At 69.4% G+C, this 14,111-nt stretch carries 13 protein-coding genes; 12 read left to right on the top strand and 1 reads right to left on the bottom strand.

From position 1 onward, the window contains the following. The first annotated feature begins 36 nt into the window (after positions 1-36). From IEY82_RS02300 to IEY82_RS02270, 7 genes are all read left to right on the top strand, one after another. The gene (locus tag IEY82_RS02300) at positions 37-1,377 is read left to right on the top strand and encodes an NAD(P)/FAD-dependent oxidoreductase (RefSeq protein ID WP_189122229.1); all 1,341 of its coding nucleotides are present in this window, start codon (positions 37-39) and stop codon (positions 1,375-1,377) included. A 487-nt stretch (positions 1,378-1,864) separates the two neighbouring features. Beyond that, positions 1,865-2,920, top strand: coding sequence for an iron ABC transporter substrate-binding protein (locus tag IEY82_RS02295; RefSeq protein WP_225262032.1), 1,056 nt, complete (start codon positions 1,865-1,867; stop codon positions 2,918-2,920). Between the two features lie 107 nt (positions 2,921-3,027). Then, a complete protein-coding gene (locus IEY82_RS02290; protein WP_225262031.1) occupies positions 3,028-4,518 on the top strand; it encodes an ABC transporter permease in 1,491 nt (496 codons plus the stop codon). Next, complete coding sequence (locus tag IEY82_RS02285; RefSeq protein WP_189122228.1) at positions 4,515-5,570, top strand: ABC transporter ATP-binding protein; 1,056 nt, start codon at positions 4,515-4,517, stop codon at positions 5,568-5,570. Before IEY82_RS02290 ends, IEY82_RS02285 begins: the two co-directional genes overlap by 4 nt. Before the next feature lie 111 nt (positions 5,571-5,681). Beyond that, on the top strand, positions 5,682-6,575 hold the full coding sequence (locus IEY82_RS02280; RefSeq protein WP_189122227.1) for a permease-like cell division protein FtsX: 894 nt from the start codon (positions 5,682-5,684) through the stop codon (positions 6,573-6,575). A gap of 326 nt (positions 6,576-6,901) precedes the next feature. Beyond that, on the top strand, positions 6,902-7,231 hold the full coding sequence (locus IEY82_RS02275; RefSeq protein WP_189122226.1) for a cupin domain-containing protein: 330 nt from the start codon (positions 6,902-6,904) through the stop codon (positions 7,229-7,231). Positions 7,232-7,268: 37 nt separating this feature from the next. Further along, the gene (locus tag IEY82_RS02270) at positions 7,269-7,970 is read left to right on the top strand and encodes an SDR family NAD(P)-dependent oxidoreductase (RefSeq protein ID WP_225262030.1); all 702 of its coding nucleotides are present in this window, start codon (positions 7,269-7,271) and stop codon (positions 7,968-7,970) included. A 79-nt stretch (positions 7,971-8,049) separates the two neighbouring features. Here IEY82_RS02270 and IEY82_RS02265 read toward each other — a convergent pair whose 3' ends face one another. Beyond that, complete coding sequence (locus IEY82_RS02265) at positions 8,050-9,639, bottom strand: serine/threonine-protein kinase (protein WP_225262028.1); 1,590 nt, start codon at positions 9,637-9,639, stop codon at positions 8,050-8,052. Positions 9,640-9,805: 166 nt separating this feature from the next. Between IEY82_RS02265 and IEY82_RS02260 the strand changes: the two genes are divergently transcribed. The 5 genes from IEY82_RS02260 (at position 9,806) to IEY82_RS02240 (ending at position 14,111) form a co-directional block, all read left to right on the top strand. Beyond that, the gene (locus tag IEY82_RS02260) at positions 9,806-10,372 is read left to right on the top strand and encodes a DUF305 domain-containing protein (RefSeq protein WP_189122225.1); all 567 of its coding nucleotides are present in this window, start codon (positions 9,806-9,808) and stop codon (positions 10,370-10,372) included. Between the two features lie 101 nt (positions 10,373-10,473). After that, the gene (locus tag IEY82_RS02255) at positions 10,474-11,175 is read left to right on the top strand and encodes a FadR/GntR family transcriptional regulator (RefSeq protein ID WP_189122224.1); all 702 of its coding nucleotides are present in this window, start codon (positions 10,474-10,476) and stop codon (positions 11,173-11,175) included. A gap of 17 nt (positions 11,176-11,192) precedes the next feature. Continuing rightward, positions 11,193-12,446, top strand: coding sequence for an ABC transporter substrate-binding protein (locus tag IEY82_RS02250; RefSeq protein WP_189122223.1), 1,254 nt, complete (start codon positions 11,193-11,195; stop codon positions 12,444-12,446). Positions 12,447-12,459: 13 nt separating this feature from the next. Then, positions 12,460-13,305, top strand: a complete 846-nt coding sequence (locus tag IEY82_RS02245; RefSeq protein WP_225262026.1) for a carbohydrate ABC transporter permease — start codon at positions 12,460-12,462, stop codon at positions 13,303-13,305. Next, the gene (locus tag IEY82_RS02240; RefSeq protein ID WP_189122222.1) at positions 13,302-14,111 is read left to right on the top strand and encodes a carbohydrate ABC transporter permease; all 810 of its coding nucleotides are present in this window, start codon (positions 13,302-13,304) and stop codon (positions 14,109-14,111) included. Before IEY82_RS02245 ends, IEY82_RS02240 begins: the two co-directional genes overlap by 4 nt.

Genomic DNA, 14,111 nt, shown 5'->3' with positions numbered 1-14,111 from the left:
CCGACACTAGAGTCGGTTAGCGCGCCAGGAGGCCACATGGCAGAGCAGGCGGACGTCGTCATCGCGGGAGCACGTTGCGCGGGCTCCGCCGCCGCGGCCGCTCTGGCACGGCGCGGCTGCAAGGTGATCGCCGTTGACCCGGCGCGGTTTCCGTCCACCACGGTCTCCACCCATTTGCTGTTCGCCTCGGGCGTCGCCGAACTGGCCAGGGCCGGCGCCCTGGAACGCGTCGAGAAGATCGGCGCGCCGAAGCTGTCCCGCGCCTTCGTCGGCGGCCCCGGCCACGCCGCCTCCGGCCGCTACACCCCGATCGACGGCATCGACTACGGCATGTGCGTGCGCCGGACCGCGCTGGACGCTGCTCTCGTCGACACGGCTCGCGCGGCCGGTGCCGAGGTCAGGGAGGGCCACCGCGTCGTCGACCTCCTGTGGGAGGGGGGCCGGGCCGTCGGTGTGAAGGTCAGCGAGCGCGGCGGCCGGGAGTACGAGGTGCGCGCCAACCTGGTCATCGGCGCGGACGGGCGCCGCTCGACCGTCGCCCGCCTGGTCGGCGCCGAGCAGCCGCGGATCTCCCACGCCAACGGCCGGGCCTGCTATTACGCGTACTACGAGGATCCGCGTGAGGAGTGGCGCACGACCGCGGCGATGTGGCTGACCGGGCAGGAGCTGGGCAACGCCTTCCCCTGCGACGGCGGGCTGTCGATGGTGCTGCTGATGCCGCCGGCCGCGCGGGCCGCGGACTTCCGGGGCGACCTGGAGACGGAGTTCCACCGTACCGTCGGCCTGGTGCCGGGGCTGGCGAAGCGCCTGGAGGGGTGCACCAGGGCGACGAAGATCGTCAGCTCGGCCGTGCATCCCTCGTTCTTCCGCACGTCGGCGGGCCCCGGCTGGGCACTCGTCGGCGACGCCGGGCACTTCAAGGACCCGGTCACGGCGCAGGGCATCCGCGACGCCGTCAGGTTCGGGCGGCTGCTCGGCGAGCGCGTCGCCGATGTGGTGGACGACCCCGCGGCGCTCGACCAGGCGACGCGGGCCTGGGAACGGTCACGCGACGCGCAGTGCCTGATCATGTATCACTGGACGAACCTGCTCGGGCGCGGCGACGGGCTCGCGTACGTGCAGATCGAGCTGCTGCGCGGGCTGACCGACGGGCCCGACGGGGTCCGCCGGATCCTGGAGGTCTACTCCAGGATCCGCGACCCGCGCGAGACGCTGGCGATGAGCGGCATGGTCAAGGCCGTCGCCCGAGCCCTGCGCGACAACCCGGGCGCCCGCCTGTCGGTGCTGAAGGCGACGGGCGAGACGCTGCGCGAGATGGCCGGCCACCACGACGAGGCCAAGCGGCTGCTCCGGCCCGCCATGTCCGCCTCGGCCTGACCGGCTGTCGGCCTTCCTCCGCTCCGAAGCGGTCGGAGTCGCCGACGGCGCCCATTCGACTCGCCGTTCCGGAAGGTGAGCCGCAAGGTCCATCGCGCCCGTTTCAGCGCGCTTGTGACCGAGTCGATGCTGGTGTCGAGCTGCGCGGCGGTCTCCTTTTGCCGACCGGCCGAGCACGTCACGCAGAATCAACGCCGCCCGCTGCCTGGGAGGCAGGTGCTGGACGGCGGCCAGGAACGCCGGCTCGATGGTCTCCTTGCTCACGACGGCGACGGTCAGGTGGCACGCACCTCGACTTTCCGGCGGAGGAGGCTCCAACTCGAAGGCGCTCCCGTCCGCGCGGATGCGGGCGTCGCCGGTCTGCTTCGGAAATCGAGGGGGTGCCTTGTTGGGCATTCCACGGCAAGGTTAGGCTCAGCTAACTTCTGCAGTGCCGTGGTGGGAGTCTTGGCTGGACTCTCTCTTCGCCGACAAAAGGAATATCACTGTGTCCGTCCAAGCTCCCAAGGCTGTAGTCGCGCTGGTCGCGAGTGTCCTGGCGCTCGGACTCACCGCATGCGGCGGCGCGTCCGACAACGGTTCCGGCACCTCCGCCGCGAATGAGAAGAAGATCACGGTCTACAGCGGACGCAGCGAATCACTGGTCAAGCCGTTGCTGGACAAGTTCACCCAGCAGAGCGGCATCGTCGTGGAAGCTCGGTACGCCGCCACCGCCGCCATGGCCGGCCAGTTGCTGGAAGAGGGTGACAGGTCTCCGGCGGACGCGTTCTTCGCTCAGGACGCCGGGGCGCTGGGCGCCGTGGCGAAGAAGGGGATGTTCGCCCCGCTTCCGGATGAAATCGTGGGCCAGGTGCCCGAGACGTACCGGGCCAAGAGCAAGGAATGGGTCGGCATCACGGCTCGATCGAGAGTCCTGGTCTACAACCCCGATCTCGTGCCCAAGGCTGAGCTGCCCACGTCGGTCTTCGACCTCACCAAGCCGGAGTGGAAGGGGAAGGTCGGCGTGGCCCCGACCAACGCCTCCTTCCAGGCGTTCGTCACCGCCATCGTGGTCCAGCACGGCGAGGCGAAGGCCAAGGAGTTGCTGGCCGGGCTCAAGGCGAACGAGCCGCAGATCCGGGACGGCAACGGCCCGATCCTCGAAGAGGTCAACTCCGGCAAGCTCGCCGTCGGCCTCATCAACCACTACTACCTGGGCGAGCTGGCCAAGGAGCAGGGCACGACGCCCGACGCCCTCACGGCCAAGCTGCACTTCTTTCCCAACGGGGACAGCGGCGCGCTGGTCAACGTCGCGGGCGTCGGCGTGCTGAAGAAGGCCGCCGAGAGCCCCGAGGTGCAGACCTTCGTCAAGTACCTGCTCAGCGCCGACGCGCAGAAGTACTTCGCCGAGGAGACCTTCGAATACCCGGTCGTCAGCGGCGCCGCCCCGCCCGCCGGAGTGCCCCCGCTCAGCGAGCTGCGGGTGCCCACGGTGGACCTCAACGACCTGGACCAGCTGGAAGCCACGATCGCGTTGATCAAGGATTCGGGACTCGTTCCCTGAACAGGTCCTCGCACCCTGACGGGCGGGTTCGTCGTGACGGACCCGTCCGGTGGGCCCAGCGGGCGGCCGGGCGTCCGCGCAGGCCGCTGCTGCTCGTTCTCTCGGTGGTGACCGTCGCGGTCGCGCTCGTTCCCGTGGTCTACCTCGGCGTCCGAACGGCCGAAGCCGGCTGGGCCCGCATCGCCGAGGAACTGCTCACCGTGCGAGTGGCGTGGCTCGCGCTCCGCACTCTCGGTCTGGCGGCGCTGGTGACCGCCGGATGCCTCGTGCTGGGGGTCGGCTCGGCGTTTCTGGTCGTACGCACCGACCTTCCAGCCAGGCGCGCGTTCGCCATCCTCGCGGCCCTGCCGCTCGCCGTACCGACCTACATCGCCGCGTTCGCCTGGCGATCGACCCTGGACGGGTTCGAGGGCTTCTGGGCGGCGGCACTCGTACTGACTCTGTGTTCCTATCCGTACGTCTTCCTGCCCGTCGCCGCGGCGCTCAACGGGACCGACCCGGCGCAGGAGGAGGTGGCACGGTCGCTGGGCAGGAGCGCTTGGCGCACTTTCACCGGCGTGACGTTACGGCAGATCCGCCCCGCGCTCACCGGAGGTGCGCTGCTGGTGGCGCTGTACGTTCTGTCGGATTTCGGTGCGGTGTCGATCGTGCGGACCGACACCTTCACCCGGGCCATCTTCGTCGCCTTCGACCTCGGTTTCGATCGGACCGGCGCGTTGGTGCTGTCGAGCGTGCTCGTCATGCTCACGATGCTCATCCTCGCCGGTGAGACGGCCAGCCGACGACGCGGCGCTCGCTATGCCCATCTGGGCGGCGTCCGTAGGGTCCCGGCCCGGCTCAACCTCGCCCGGATGCGGTGGCCCGCGGTCCTCATGCTGGTCGCCCTGGCAGGGCTCTCGCTCGGCGTCACCGCGGTGAGCCTCACCCACCGGATGATCCAGGGCGCGTCACGGCCGGGGGCCTGGGCCGAAGTGGCCGCCGCCATGGGCAACTCGCTGTCGCTCTCCTTGGCGGGGGCCGCGCTCACCATGCTGCTCGCGCTGCCGCTGGGCCTGCTGAGCGCCAAGGCGCCCGGCCCGTCGACCACACTGCTCGATCGTCTCGCCTACCTGAGTCACGCCCTCCCGGGCCTGGTCATCGGCCTGTCTCTGGTGTCCTTCGGGGTCACTCTGGCCTACCCGCTCTATCAGACCACCTGGCTGCTCGCGCTCGGCTACGCCGCGCTGTTCCTCCCACTGGCGGTGACCGCGGTCGCCGGAGCGGCGGCCCAGGCGCCCTCCATCCTGGACGACGTCGCCAGATCGATGGGCAAGGGGCCGCTGGTCGTGCTGCGCACCGTGACTCTGCCGCTCACCCTGCCCGGAATCGGGGCCGGTGCCGCCCTGGTCTTCCTGACCTGCATGAAGGAGTTGCCAGCCACACTGCTGCTCCGTCCTACCGGCACCGACACCCTCGCCACCGAGTTGTGGACGCACACCACCGTGGCCGCCTACGCGGCCGCGGCCCCCTACGCGGCACTGCTCGTGGTGCTGTCATCGGTGCCCACGTGGCTGCTCACCGCGCGCACCGGCATTCTCACCCGGGAGTCCTCGAAATGAGCCGTCTGGAACTACGCGGGATCGCCAAGCGCTACGGCTCGGTGGTCGCGCTCGCCGGAGCCGACCTGATCGTGCCCAGCGGCACGCTGCTCGCCGTGCTCGGCCCGTCCGGTTGCGGCAAGACGACCTTGCTGCGCTGCGTGGCGGGCTTCGAACGGCTCGACGCCGGCGAGATCGTCGTCGACGGACGGACCGTCGCCGGTCCGGGGGTGCACACGCCCCCGGAACGCCGGCACATCGTCATCGTTCCGCAGGAGGGCGCGCTGTTCCCGCACCTGTCGGTGAGAGACAACGTCGGGTACGGCCTGAGCCGCGAGGAACGCCGTTCGGACCGGGTCGAGGAGGTGCTCACCCTGGTGGGTCTGTCCGGCTACGGGAAGCGGATGCCGCATCATCTGTCCGGCGGCCAGCAGCAGCGCGTGGCGGTCGCCAGAGCGCTGGCGCCGCGGCCTTCCGTCATCCTGCTCGACGAGCCGTTCAGCGCGCTCGACGCCGGCTTGCGCACCGAACTGAGGCGCGACGTGCGAGCGGCTCTGCGGGCCGACGAGGCGACCGGCATTTTGGTCACCCACGACCAGAGTGAGGCCCTTTCAGTCGCCGACCAGGTCGCGGTAATGCGCGACGGCCGGGTGCTCCAGAGCGGCCCGGCGGTCGACGTCTACCGGGAGCCGGCCGATTCATGGGTGGCGGCGTTCGTGGGCGAGGCGGTGTTCCTACCAGCTGAAAACGGCGCCCGGCCGGGCACGGGCGGCACCACGCTGTCCACAGCCCTTGGTCCGATCACGGTCGGTGAGGTGCCCGCCGGGACGAGCCGGCTCACCGTGATGGTGCGCCCCGAGCAGATCCGCATCGCCCCGGCACCGGTCGACCCGGTGGTGACCGCGACCGTGGTCGGCCACGACTTCCACGGCCACGACGCGACCGTCACCCTGCACCTGATCGACGGCTCCCGGATCACCGCGCGGGTGCCGGGTCATACCGTCCCGGTGGCGGCCGGAGCGACCGTGAGCGTAAAGGTGGAAGGCACCTGCCAGGCCTGGCGGGACGGGTGACGACCCGCCCGGGAGACGCTGCGACCCACCCATGCGATCATGCATTGCCGGCAACTGCCGGCAGCAAGATCCCCCCGATCCGAGCCCTCTGATCGTCAAGCGAGGAGTGCGGTGAAGCGCTGGTCATGGCGGGTGACGGTCGCGGCCGTCGTGGCGCTCTCAGGAATGACCGGGCCGGTCGTGTCCGCCGAGGCGGTGCATGCCCCGGAGATCAACTTCAGCGACGACTGGGAGATCGCTGTCTTCTTGTGTACGCCGTCCGCGTATGGGTGTCACAAGCGGTACGCCACGGCGAAGCAGAGGCGGGACATCGAGACGTTCCTACAGGCCACACCTGAGGTGACCGAGGTGCGCTTCGTGAGCCGGGCGGCGGCGTACGCGAACTTCCGCCAGGAGTTCGCCGGCCAGCAGAAGGTGCTGGCGAGTGTGCATGCCAAAGACGTGCCGGAGTCGTTCCGCGTGCGGGTGTCTGGAGTGGCCGACCGAACCCGGATCGTGGCCTTGGCGAACCGGCGGCCAGGTGTAGGGCTCGCCGTCGACCATGCGGACAGCCACGTCGACGGTGCGGCGGCACCCCAAGCGTCGGATATGTCCGTATTTCTATGCGAGAAGGACTCGTTCAAGCCTGCCTGTCTGCGTGGACGGGGTAAGGCGAACAAGTCGGCGGTCACGGTCAAGGAGAGGAAGGCCATCGTCGCCGTCATCGAGCGGATCCCCGGGCTCGAATCGTACGAGTACGAAGACCAGGCGACTGCGTACCGGAACTTCGTTGAGGCGTACGCGGACAACGAAGCACTTGTCTCGGCCACCAGGATGTCGGACATGCCTGCGTCGTACCGGCTGTGGGTGCAGTCCGCGGCCGACTTGGACTCCCCGCGCCGTCGGCTGGAGCGGATGGCGGGAGTGAGTCAGGTGCACGACTCGAGGTGCCTGCTTCGGAAGCTGAGACTGCGGTCGGAATACGGGCTCTGGAAGCTCAGGTCCGGAATCGGGGGCTGCGGGTAAGTGCAGTGGCAGGCGGTGCGGTGCCTTGCGTGTCCGCCGCACGGCACCGCCGAAGGTTCAGGCGAGAACCCACACATCCTCCGGCTGGTTCCGATCGCAGAACCTTCCGGTCGTATCCGTCGCAGGGTTTGTGCTCTCCTCTTCGGAGGCCGCCCACGTCTACCAGCGTCCTTCGCACCAGTTCTACACGCGGCCCCGAGGGGCCGAGGCCGGAGCCGATCCGGTCCATGCGGGCCAGAATGGCGCCTCAACCGAGCTTGAGGTCAAGCTGACCGAGATCCGGCCACCTTTGCGCGGTCGCGGGCGAACGCCGTACGTTGGCCGCCATGGAGATCATCAAGGGTGCCGGGGAATGGGCGCCGCCGGCTGCCGGGGCCGCCAACGACTGGGTTGAGCACTTCAAGGTGTCAGACCTGTCCGTGGGGACGTACTGCATCCCGGCGGGCGGGGTCGACAACCAGAGCCCGCACACCGAGGACGAGATCTACGTGGTGACCTCAGGTCGGGCCCGGATCGTGACACCGAGCGATGAGGCGGAGGTCGGACCCGGTGCGGTGATCTTCGTGCCGGCAGGCGAGGAACACCGCTTCGTGGACATCACCGAGGATCTGGCGCTGCTGGTCGTGTTCGGCCCTGCCTACGGCTCGCGGGCCTGAGTCCCGGTCATCGCCAGGCGCGTACGATGACCACGCCGTGGACCAGGGGATGGGAGCCGTCATGGGGCACGTGCTGGTGACCGGGGCCACCGGTGGGATCGGGGTGGCGCTGGTCGATGCGCTGGTGGAGGCCCGGCATCGGGTGACTGCCGTGGGGCGCGACGTCGGGCGGCTGACTGTGCCCGGGATCGAGGTGGATCTCGCCGAGCCTGGGACGCTTGCCGTCACGATCGGCGCGGCGGAGGACGCGGGGGAGTTGGGGGAGGTGCACGCGCTGGTGCATTGCGCGGGGATCTCCCCTGTCGCGGCCGTTGCCGACACCGACCCCGAGACGTGGCGACGGACGCTGGCGGTGAACGTGGCCTCCGCCGCCGAACTCGTACGGCTGACGCTGCCCGCGCTACGGCGCTCACGTGGTCACGTGGTCTTCGTTAACGCGGCGCCCGGAATGACCGGAGTCGCCCGCTGGTCGTCGTTCGTCGCCGGTAAGGCGGCGCTGCGCGAGCTGGCCGATTCGCTCCGCGAAGAGGAGGCGGCCCGCGGGGTGCGCGTGACCACCGTCTATCCCGGCCCAACGGCGACCGACCTCCTCGGCGAGGTCAGGAGCGCCTTCGGTCGGCCGTACGATCCCGAGCTGTGCATCCGGCCGGAGACGGTCGCTGCGATGATCGTGTGGGTGCTGAGCGCACCTGCCGACGCCTACGCCTGCGATCTGTCCGTACTGCCGTCGCCGCGCTGACCGGTACGCGACAAGGTGTCGGCTGGAGACAGGTGTGTGAAGTACCTGGGAGTGTCCGAAGAAGGCTGACGCGCGGCGGTCACTCGTCCCTGGGCATGAGGGTCAGCACCTTGCCCTTGATGTCGGCGGCCAGGTAGGCGCCGCCGTACTCGTCGGAGAGGTAGGCGAGCAGCACGGGCTGGTCGTCCGCGAACGTCCAGGAGCCGTGCACGATCAAGTAGCGGCTGGTCGCCTTGGGGATGCCGAGCCTGTTGTCGGCGGTGCGCCACAGGGCGGGCAGGGCGTCCCAGTTGAAGGAGCTCAGCTTGACCTTGGCGTCGTCGGGGCTGAGGGTTCCTCCGGTGTCCCGGGTGACCTGCCCGTTGCGGTAGGTGTAGGTGTCGTAGAGATTCTTCCTGCCGCGGACCGGGGCCTGGGCGATCGCGTACTCCTTGTACACGGTGAGGCCGGTGAACTCGGTGCCGCCTGAAGCCTTCTCCAGGAGGGGGATCACGGCTTTGATCCCCGCCGGGGTCAGCAGCGACCCGGTCGGGGTGTCCTGCGGCGACGGTTCGTCGGTGGCGGTGGCCACGGGAGCGTTGGTGGCGGTCGTCTCGGGGGCGTCGCTGGCGGTCACTTGGGGAGTGTCGGTGGCGGACGGCGAGTTCGCGGACGTCGTCGGGCTCGCGAGGTCGTTCAGGGTCCGGGGGAGCAGCACCAGGACCGTGGCGAGGATGCCGCCGAGCGCGGCGACTCCGGCGATGGTCACCGCGCGCAGCCGGCGGGGGCGGCGGTTGGGCATCGTCGAGTAGCCGGGCACGGGCGGGCTTCCCGGCGACGCCGGCTGGTAGCCGGGCATGGGCTGACCGGCGGCCGCCTGGGCCAGCAGCCAGTCGAGCCGCGCGGCGTCGGGCCGGGCGGCGGGGTCGGGTGTCAGCAGTGCCGTCAGCACGGGGGTCAGCGGACCGGCCTGGCGGGGCGGTGGGACGTGGCCGTTCAGCACGGCCGCGAGCGTGGCGATGGGGGTGTCGCGGCGCATGGGGTGGCGGGCCTCGACCGCGACGTACAGCAGCATGCCCAGCGACCACAGGTCGGAGGCGGGGTTGCCCTCCTGGCCGCGCAGGCGTTCGGGCGCGATGTACTCGGGGGAGCCGACCACCTCGCCGCTGACCGTCAGCCCGGGTGCGTCGTGCAGGGCGGCGATGCCGAAGTCGGTGAGCACCGGGCTGCCGTCGGGGCGCAGCAGGACGTTCGCGGGTTTGACGTCGCGGTGGCAGATGCCGGCCGCGTGGGCGGTCCGCAGCGCGGCGAGGATGCCGCGCCCCACGTGCGCCGCCTCCGCCGGGGCCAGCGGTCCGTGCGCCAGGCGCTCCTGCAGCGAACGGCCGCGTACGAGCTCCATGACGATCCACGGGTGGGGCGTCATCGAGGAGTCCACGATGTGGTGGATGGCGACCACGTTGGGATGGTGCAGCCGGGCCAGCGCGCGGGCCTCGCGCAGCACCCGTTCGCGGAGCATCCCGGCCCTGTCCGAGTCCATCTGCTCGGAGCCGGACGGGCGCACCTCCTTCAGCGCCACCTCCCGCTGGAGGGCGAGATCGTGGGCGCGCCACACCGTGCCCATGCCGCCGCTTCCCAACTGTTCCAGCAGCTCGAAACGGCCGTCGATGACCATCCGCCCAGGATTCACAGCGCACAGCCTAGAGCCATAAAAAGCCGCGAAACGGGTCGGATGCCCAAAGAAACGACCAGAGGGTGTTCGCCTGCAATATCGGCTGTTTGAGGGGGCCCTTGCGGGGTGGGACGAAATGCCCAACCATTAGGAAGGTTTCTTACCAAATGCCCAGGGAGCGCCGGTGCGCGAGAGCTCGATCCGGGAACGCGGCGGAGTGGCGCACTGGCTCGTCGTCCTGGGGTTGCTGCTGGTGGCCGCCTGCGGGGTGGCCGAGCCCGCGAGTGATCCGGTCGACGCCGACGACGTGATGTTCGTGCAGATGATGGTGCAGCATCACCGGCAGGGCATCGAGCTCGCCAGACTGGGCGCGGCCAGGGCGCGGACGCCGGAGCTGAAGACGCTGGCCGCCGCGGTCGAGACGACGCAGCAGGCCGAGGTCGAGATGATGCTGCGCTGGCTGCACGCCTGGGACCAGCCGCTGACGGCCGCGTCGGGGTCGCACGACGATCACGGCGGCCTGCCGGAGACCGACCGTCAGCGGATCGCGGCGCTGCGGAGCTCGCGTAGTTCGAAGAGGTTCGAGCGCGACTTCCTCCACCTGATGATCGCGCACCAGGGCGTCGCCGCGCGGATGGCCGGCGAGCACCTCACGGCCGGGGTCAATCCGGAGGTCAGGCGGTGGGCGGGGCAGGTGGAGGCGTCGCGTACGGAGCAGGTGCGGCTGATGCGGGCCCTGCTCCCGGCGTGACTTCACGAGCGAACGGGACGAGCGGGCCGTCATCCGCCTGATGACGAGAAAAATACTCTCCTCATAGACGGCCATGACGAAAAGTGATTAGATCACTTGATATGTCCGAGGTAACACGGCCGACACTTTCCGACGCGCTGACCGAACGCATGCTGGAGCTCATCCGCACCGGCGGGCATCGGCCGGGCGACAGGTTGCCCTCGACCAGGGTGCTGTCGGAGCGGTTCGCCGTCACCACCCCGACCTTGCGTGAGGCACTGCGCAGACTTGAGGCCACGGGGGCCATCGAGATGCGCCACGGCTCCGGCATCTATGTCGGCGCCGACATCGAGCGCCTCGTGCTGCCCAACCCCAACATGCGCGAGATGCACGCCGCCCAGCTGCTGGAGCTGCTCGGCGCGCGCATCGTCATCGAGCCGCCGCTGGCCGCGATGGCCGCCGAGCGGGCGAACGGCGCCGAGCTCGCGGCGCTGGAACAGGTGCTCGACGCCGCCGCCAGGCATCTCGACGGCAAGGACGCCGAGCTCCACGACACGAACATGACCTTTCACCGGGCGACCGCGCGGCTGGCCGGCAACAGCGTGCTGCACGAGGTCGTCGACTCACTGCTCACCGTTCACGGACCCGAGCAGAGGGAGATCCTGCAGATCTTCGACGACCGCCGCCGCGACCACGACGAGCACCTGTCGATCCTGGAGGCCATCGTGGCGCGCGACGCCGCGGCGGCCGAGGAGCGGATGCGGGCTCATCTGGTGGACGTCAAGACGGTGATCGAGCAGAGGTTGCACCACCCCCCCAAGTGAAGCAAGGAGGCCGGGAAATGATCCGGTCACGCATGGCCGTGCTCGGCGTGGCGGCCGTTGTCCTCGCCGCCTGTGGCGGCAACGGCGCCGAGGCGCCCGCGAAGAAGAAGACCGAGCTGACGCTCTACAACGACAAGGGCGCGTGGACCAAGTTCTTCGACGAGATGGGCGTCCTGTCGAAGGAGAAGATCGGCTTGGGCATGAAGCCGACGGGCTACACCGACTCGGCCCAGTACCAGGCCTTCATCAAGGCGTCGTTCCGTACGAACGTCAAGCCTGACCTGTTCACCTGGCAGACCGGGGGGATGCTGGAGGAGATCGTCAAGCAGAAGCAGGTGGCCGACACGACGGCCGTCTGGCAGCAGGCGATCAAGGCGGGCGACCTGTCGCAGGACCTGGCGCCCTACTACACGATCGACGGCAAGCAGTACTGCGTGCCGATGAACGTCGCCTACTGGGGGATGTTCTACAACAAGAAGATCTTCGACAAGCACGGCCTGCGGCCGCCCACGACCTGGGACGAGCTGATCACGGTCGCCGAGACGCTGAAGAAGAACGACGTCAAGGCGTTCTACCACACCAGCGTGCTGTTCTCCTTCGTCTGGTTCGAGCAGCTCATGGCCGGGATGGACCCCGACCTGTACGACCGGCTGTCCACGGGCGAGGCGAAGTACACCGACCCGGGCGTGGTCCAGGTGATGGAGAAGTGGAAGGAACTCATCGACGCCGGATATTTCATTAATCCTGGCGACAAGACCGACCCGGGCGACGTGCTGAAGAACGGCAAGGCCGCCATGGTCTCCTTCGGCACCTGGTTCAACACCAGCATGACCCAGCGCGACATGAAGGCCGGCGCCGACTACGGCTTCTTCACGATCCCCAACGTCAACGCCTCGCTGCCCAAGACGTCGATGATCTTCGAGAGCGGCCCGCTCTGCTCGCTGGCCAAGGCCGACGACCCCGAGGCGAGCCTGAAGTACCTCACCTGGTGGACCACCGCCGAGGCCCAGGAGAAGTGGGCCACGACCCGCGGCGACGTGAGCGCCAACCCCAAGGTGGAGATCAAGGACGAGGCGCTCGGCCAGGTCACCAAGGACGCGGGCAGCGGAAGGTATCGCCTGGTCAACCGCTACTTCGAGGCCACGCCGCCCCCCATCCTGACGGCCGCGCTCGACGGGTTCGGCAAGTTCGTGACCGAGCCCGGCAGCTACAAGGAGGTTCTGGAGACCATCCAGAAGGAGGCGGACGAGTACTGGAGCACGCACCAGTGAGCCTCGTGAAGCCATGAGCACGCGCACCCCCATGCTCGGCCGCTTCCGGCTCGGGTACGTGGCCCCCGCGGCCTTACTGGTCGCGGGGCTGCTCTACACGCCTTTCCTGTGGACCGCGTACCTGAGCCTCACCCGCTACGACGGCCTGGCGCCGCCCGAGTGGACCGGCCCGCGCAACTTCGTCAAGCTGCTCGACGACCCGGCGCTGCTGACCTCGATCCGCAACACGCTGCTCTGGGTGATCGGCACCATGGTGCTGCCGGTGGGCCTCGGCCTGCTGGTGGCGGTGCTGTCCTACGACCTCAAGGGCGGCGCCTGGTATCGGGTGCCGTTCATGCTGCCGTACGCGCTGAGCGGGGCCGGGCTCGGGCTGGTGTGGAGCCCGATCCTGTCGCACGACGGCATCGCCAACCAGCTGCTCGGCGTCGACACGGCCTTCTTACAGGACGCGCCGCAGAACACCCTCGCCATGCTGCTGGTGTGGACGTGGCAGCAGCTCGGCGTCAACACGCTGCTGTTCGTGGTCGGGCTGCAGTCGATCCCCAAGGAGCCGATCGAGGCCGCGCGGATCGACGGCGCGTCGGGCTGGCGGCTGTTCCGATACGTGATCTGGCCGCTGATGAGGCCGCTGACCGCCGTCGTGGTGGGCCTGGCGCTGGTGGCGAGCCTGAAGACGTTCGACATCGTCTGGGTGATGACGCAGGGCGGGCCGGGGCGCAACTCCGAGACGCTCGCGGTGACGATGTACAAGGAGACGTTCGTGGCCAGCGACTACGGCTACGGCTCCGCGGTGGCCGTGCTGCTCACCGTGGTGACCGGGCTGGCGTCCTACCTCTATCTCAGGAGGCAGGTGCGATGATCCGCCGTGCCGTGCTGATCGTGCTCGGCCTCGTCTGGCTGGGCCCGACCTATCTGCTGCTGGTCAACGCCTCGCGGCCGGCCGCTTCGTACGACCCCGGGTCGGCGTGGCTGCCGTCGGGCGACTTCGAGCTGCTCGCCAACTTCGGCAGGGCGCTGGCGAGCGCCGACCTGGGCCAGAGCCTGGCCAGCACCGCCCTCTACAGCGTCGTCTCGCCCCTGCTCGGCGTCGTCATCGGGGCGCTGGCCGGCTACACGATCGTGGTGCTGCGGCTGCGCCACGGGTTCTGGTGGTTCCTGCTGATCTTCGGCGGCACCGTCTTCCCGTCGCAGATGCTGCTCGTGCCGCTCTTCGTCGGTTACAGCGACGCCGGCCTGTACGACACCAGGCTCGGCATGATCCTCATCTACACGGCGATCAACGTGCCGCTGGCCGCGTTCGTGCTGCGCAACTTCTACTCCGGCGTCGCGTTCTCGATCTTCGAGGCGGCCCGGATGGACGGCGCGTCCACCTGGCGCGTCTTCTGGCGCATCTACCTGCCGATCTCGACCAGCGCGCTGGCCGCCGTGTTCATCCTCGAGTTCACCTTCATCTGGAACGACCTCATCTTCGGCCTGACCCTGAGCACGACCGCGGACGTCCGGCCGGTGATGACCGCGCTCGCCGGGCTGATGACCGACGTCTACGCCGGCACCCCGGTGCCCGTCGGGCTGGCCGCCGGGCTCGTCTGCTCGCTGCCGACGGTCCTGCTGTTCCTCGCCACCCAGCGCCTCTTCGCCCGAGGCCTGTCCCTAGGGAGTGTCTGA

The sequence above is a fragment of the Nonomuraea cavernae genome (genome assembly GCF_014646355.1).
In the GTDB taxonomy this organism is placed as follows: Bacteria; Actinomycetota; Actinomycetes; order Streptosporangiales; family Streptosporangiaceae; genus Nonomuraea; species Nonomuraea cavernae.
Note: the sequence above shows the minus strand (reverse complement) of the source record. Positions and strands in the feature narration are given on the sequence as shown.

Bases quoted from the DNA above. Each gene is read 5' to 3' on its own strand.
- IEY82_RS02300 (WP_189122229.1), top strand. From the start codon at position 37: ATGGCAGAGCAGGCGGACGTCGTCATCGCGGGAGCACGTTGCGCGGGC.
- IEY82_RS02285 (WP_189122228.1), top strand. From the start codon at position 4,515: ATGAGCCGTCTGGAACTACGCGGGATCGCCAAGCGCTACGGCTCGGTG.
- IEY82_RS02275 (WP_189122226.1), top strand. From the start codon at position 6,902: ATGGAGATCATCAAGGGTGCCGGGGAATGGGCGCCGCCGGCTGCCGGG.
- IEY82_RS02255 (WP_189122224.1), top strand. From the start codon at position 10,474: ATGTCCGAGGTAACACGGCCGACACTTTCCGACGCGCTGACCGAACGC.
- IEY82_RS02250 (WP_189122223.1), top strand. From the start codon at position 11,193: ATGATCCGGTCACGCATGGCCGTGCTCGGCGTGGCGGCCGTTGTCCTC.
- IEY82_RS02245 (WP_225262026.1), top strand. From the start codon at position 12,460: ATGAGCACGCGCACCCCCATGCTCGGCCGCTTCCGGCTCGGGTACGTG.
- IEY82_RS02240 (WP_189122222.1), top strand. From the start codon at position 13,302: ATGATCCGCCGTGCCGTGCTGATCGTGCTCGGCCTCGTCTGGCTGGGC.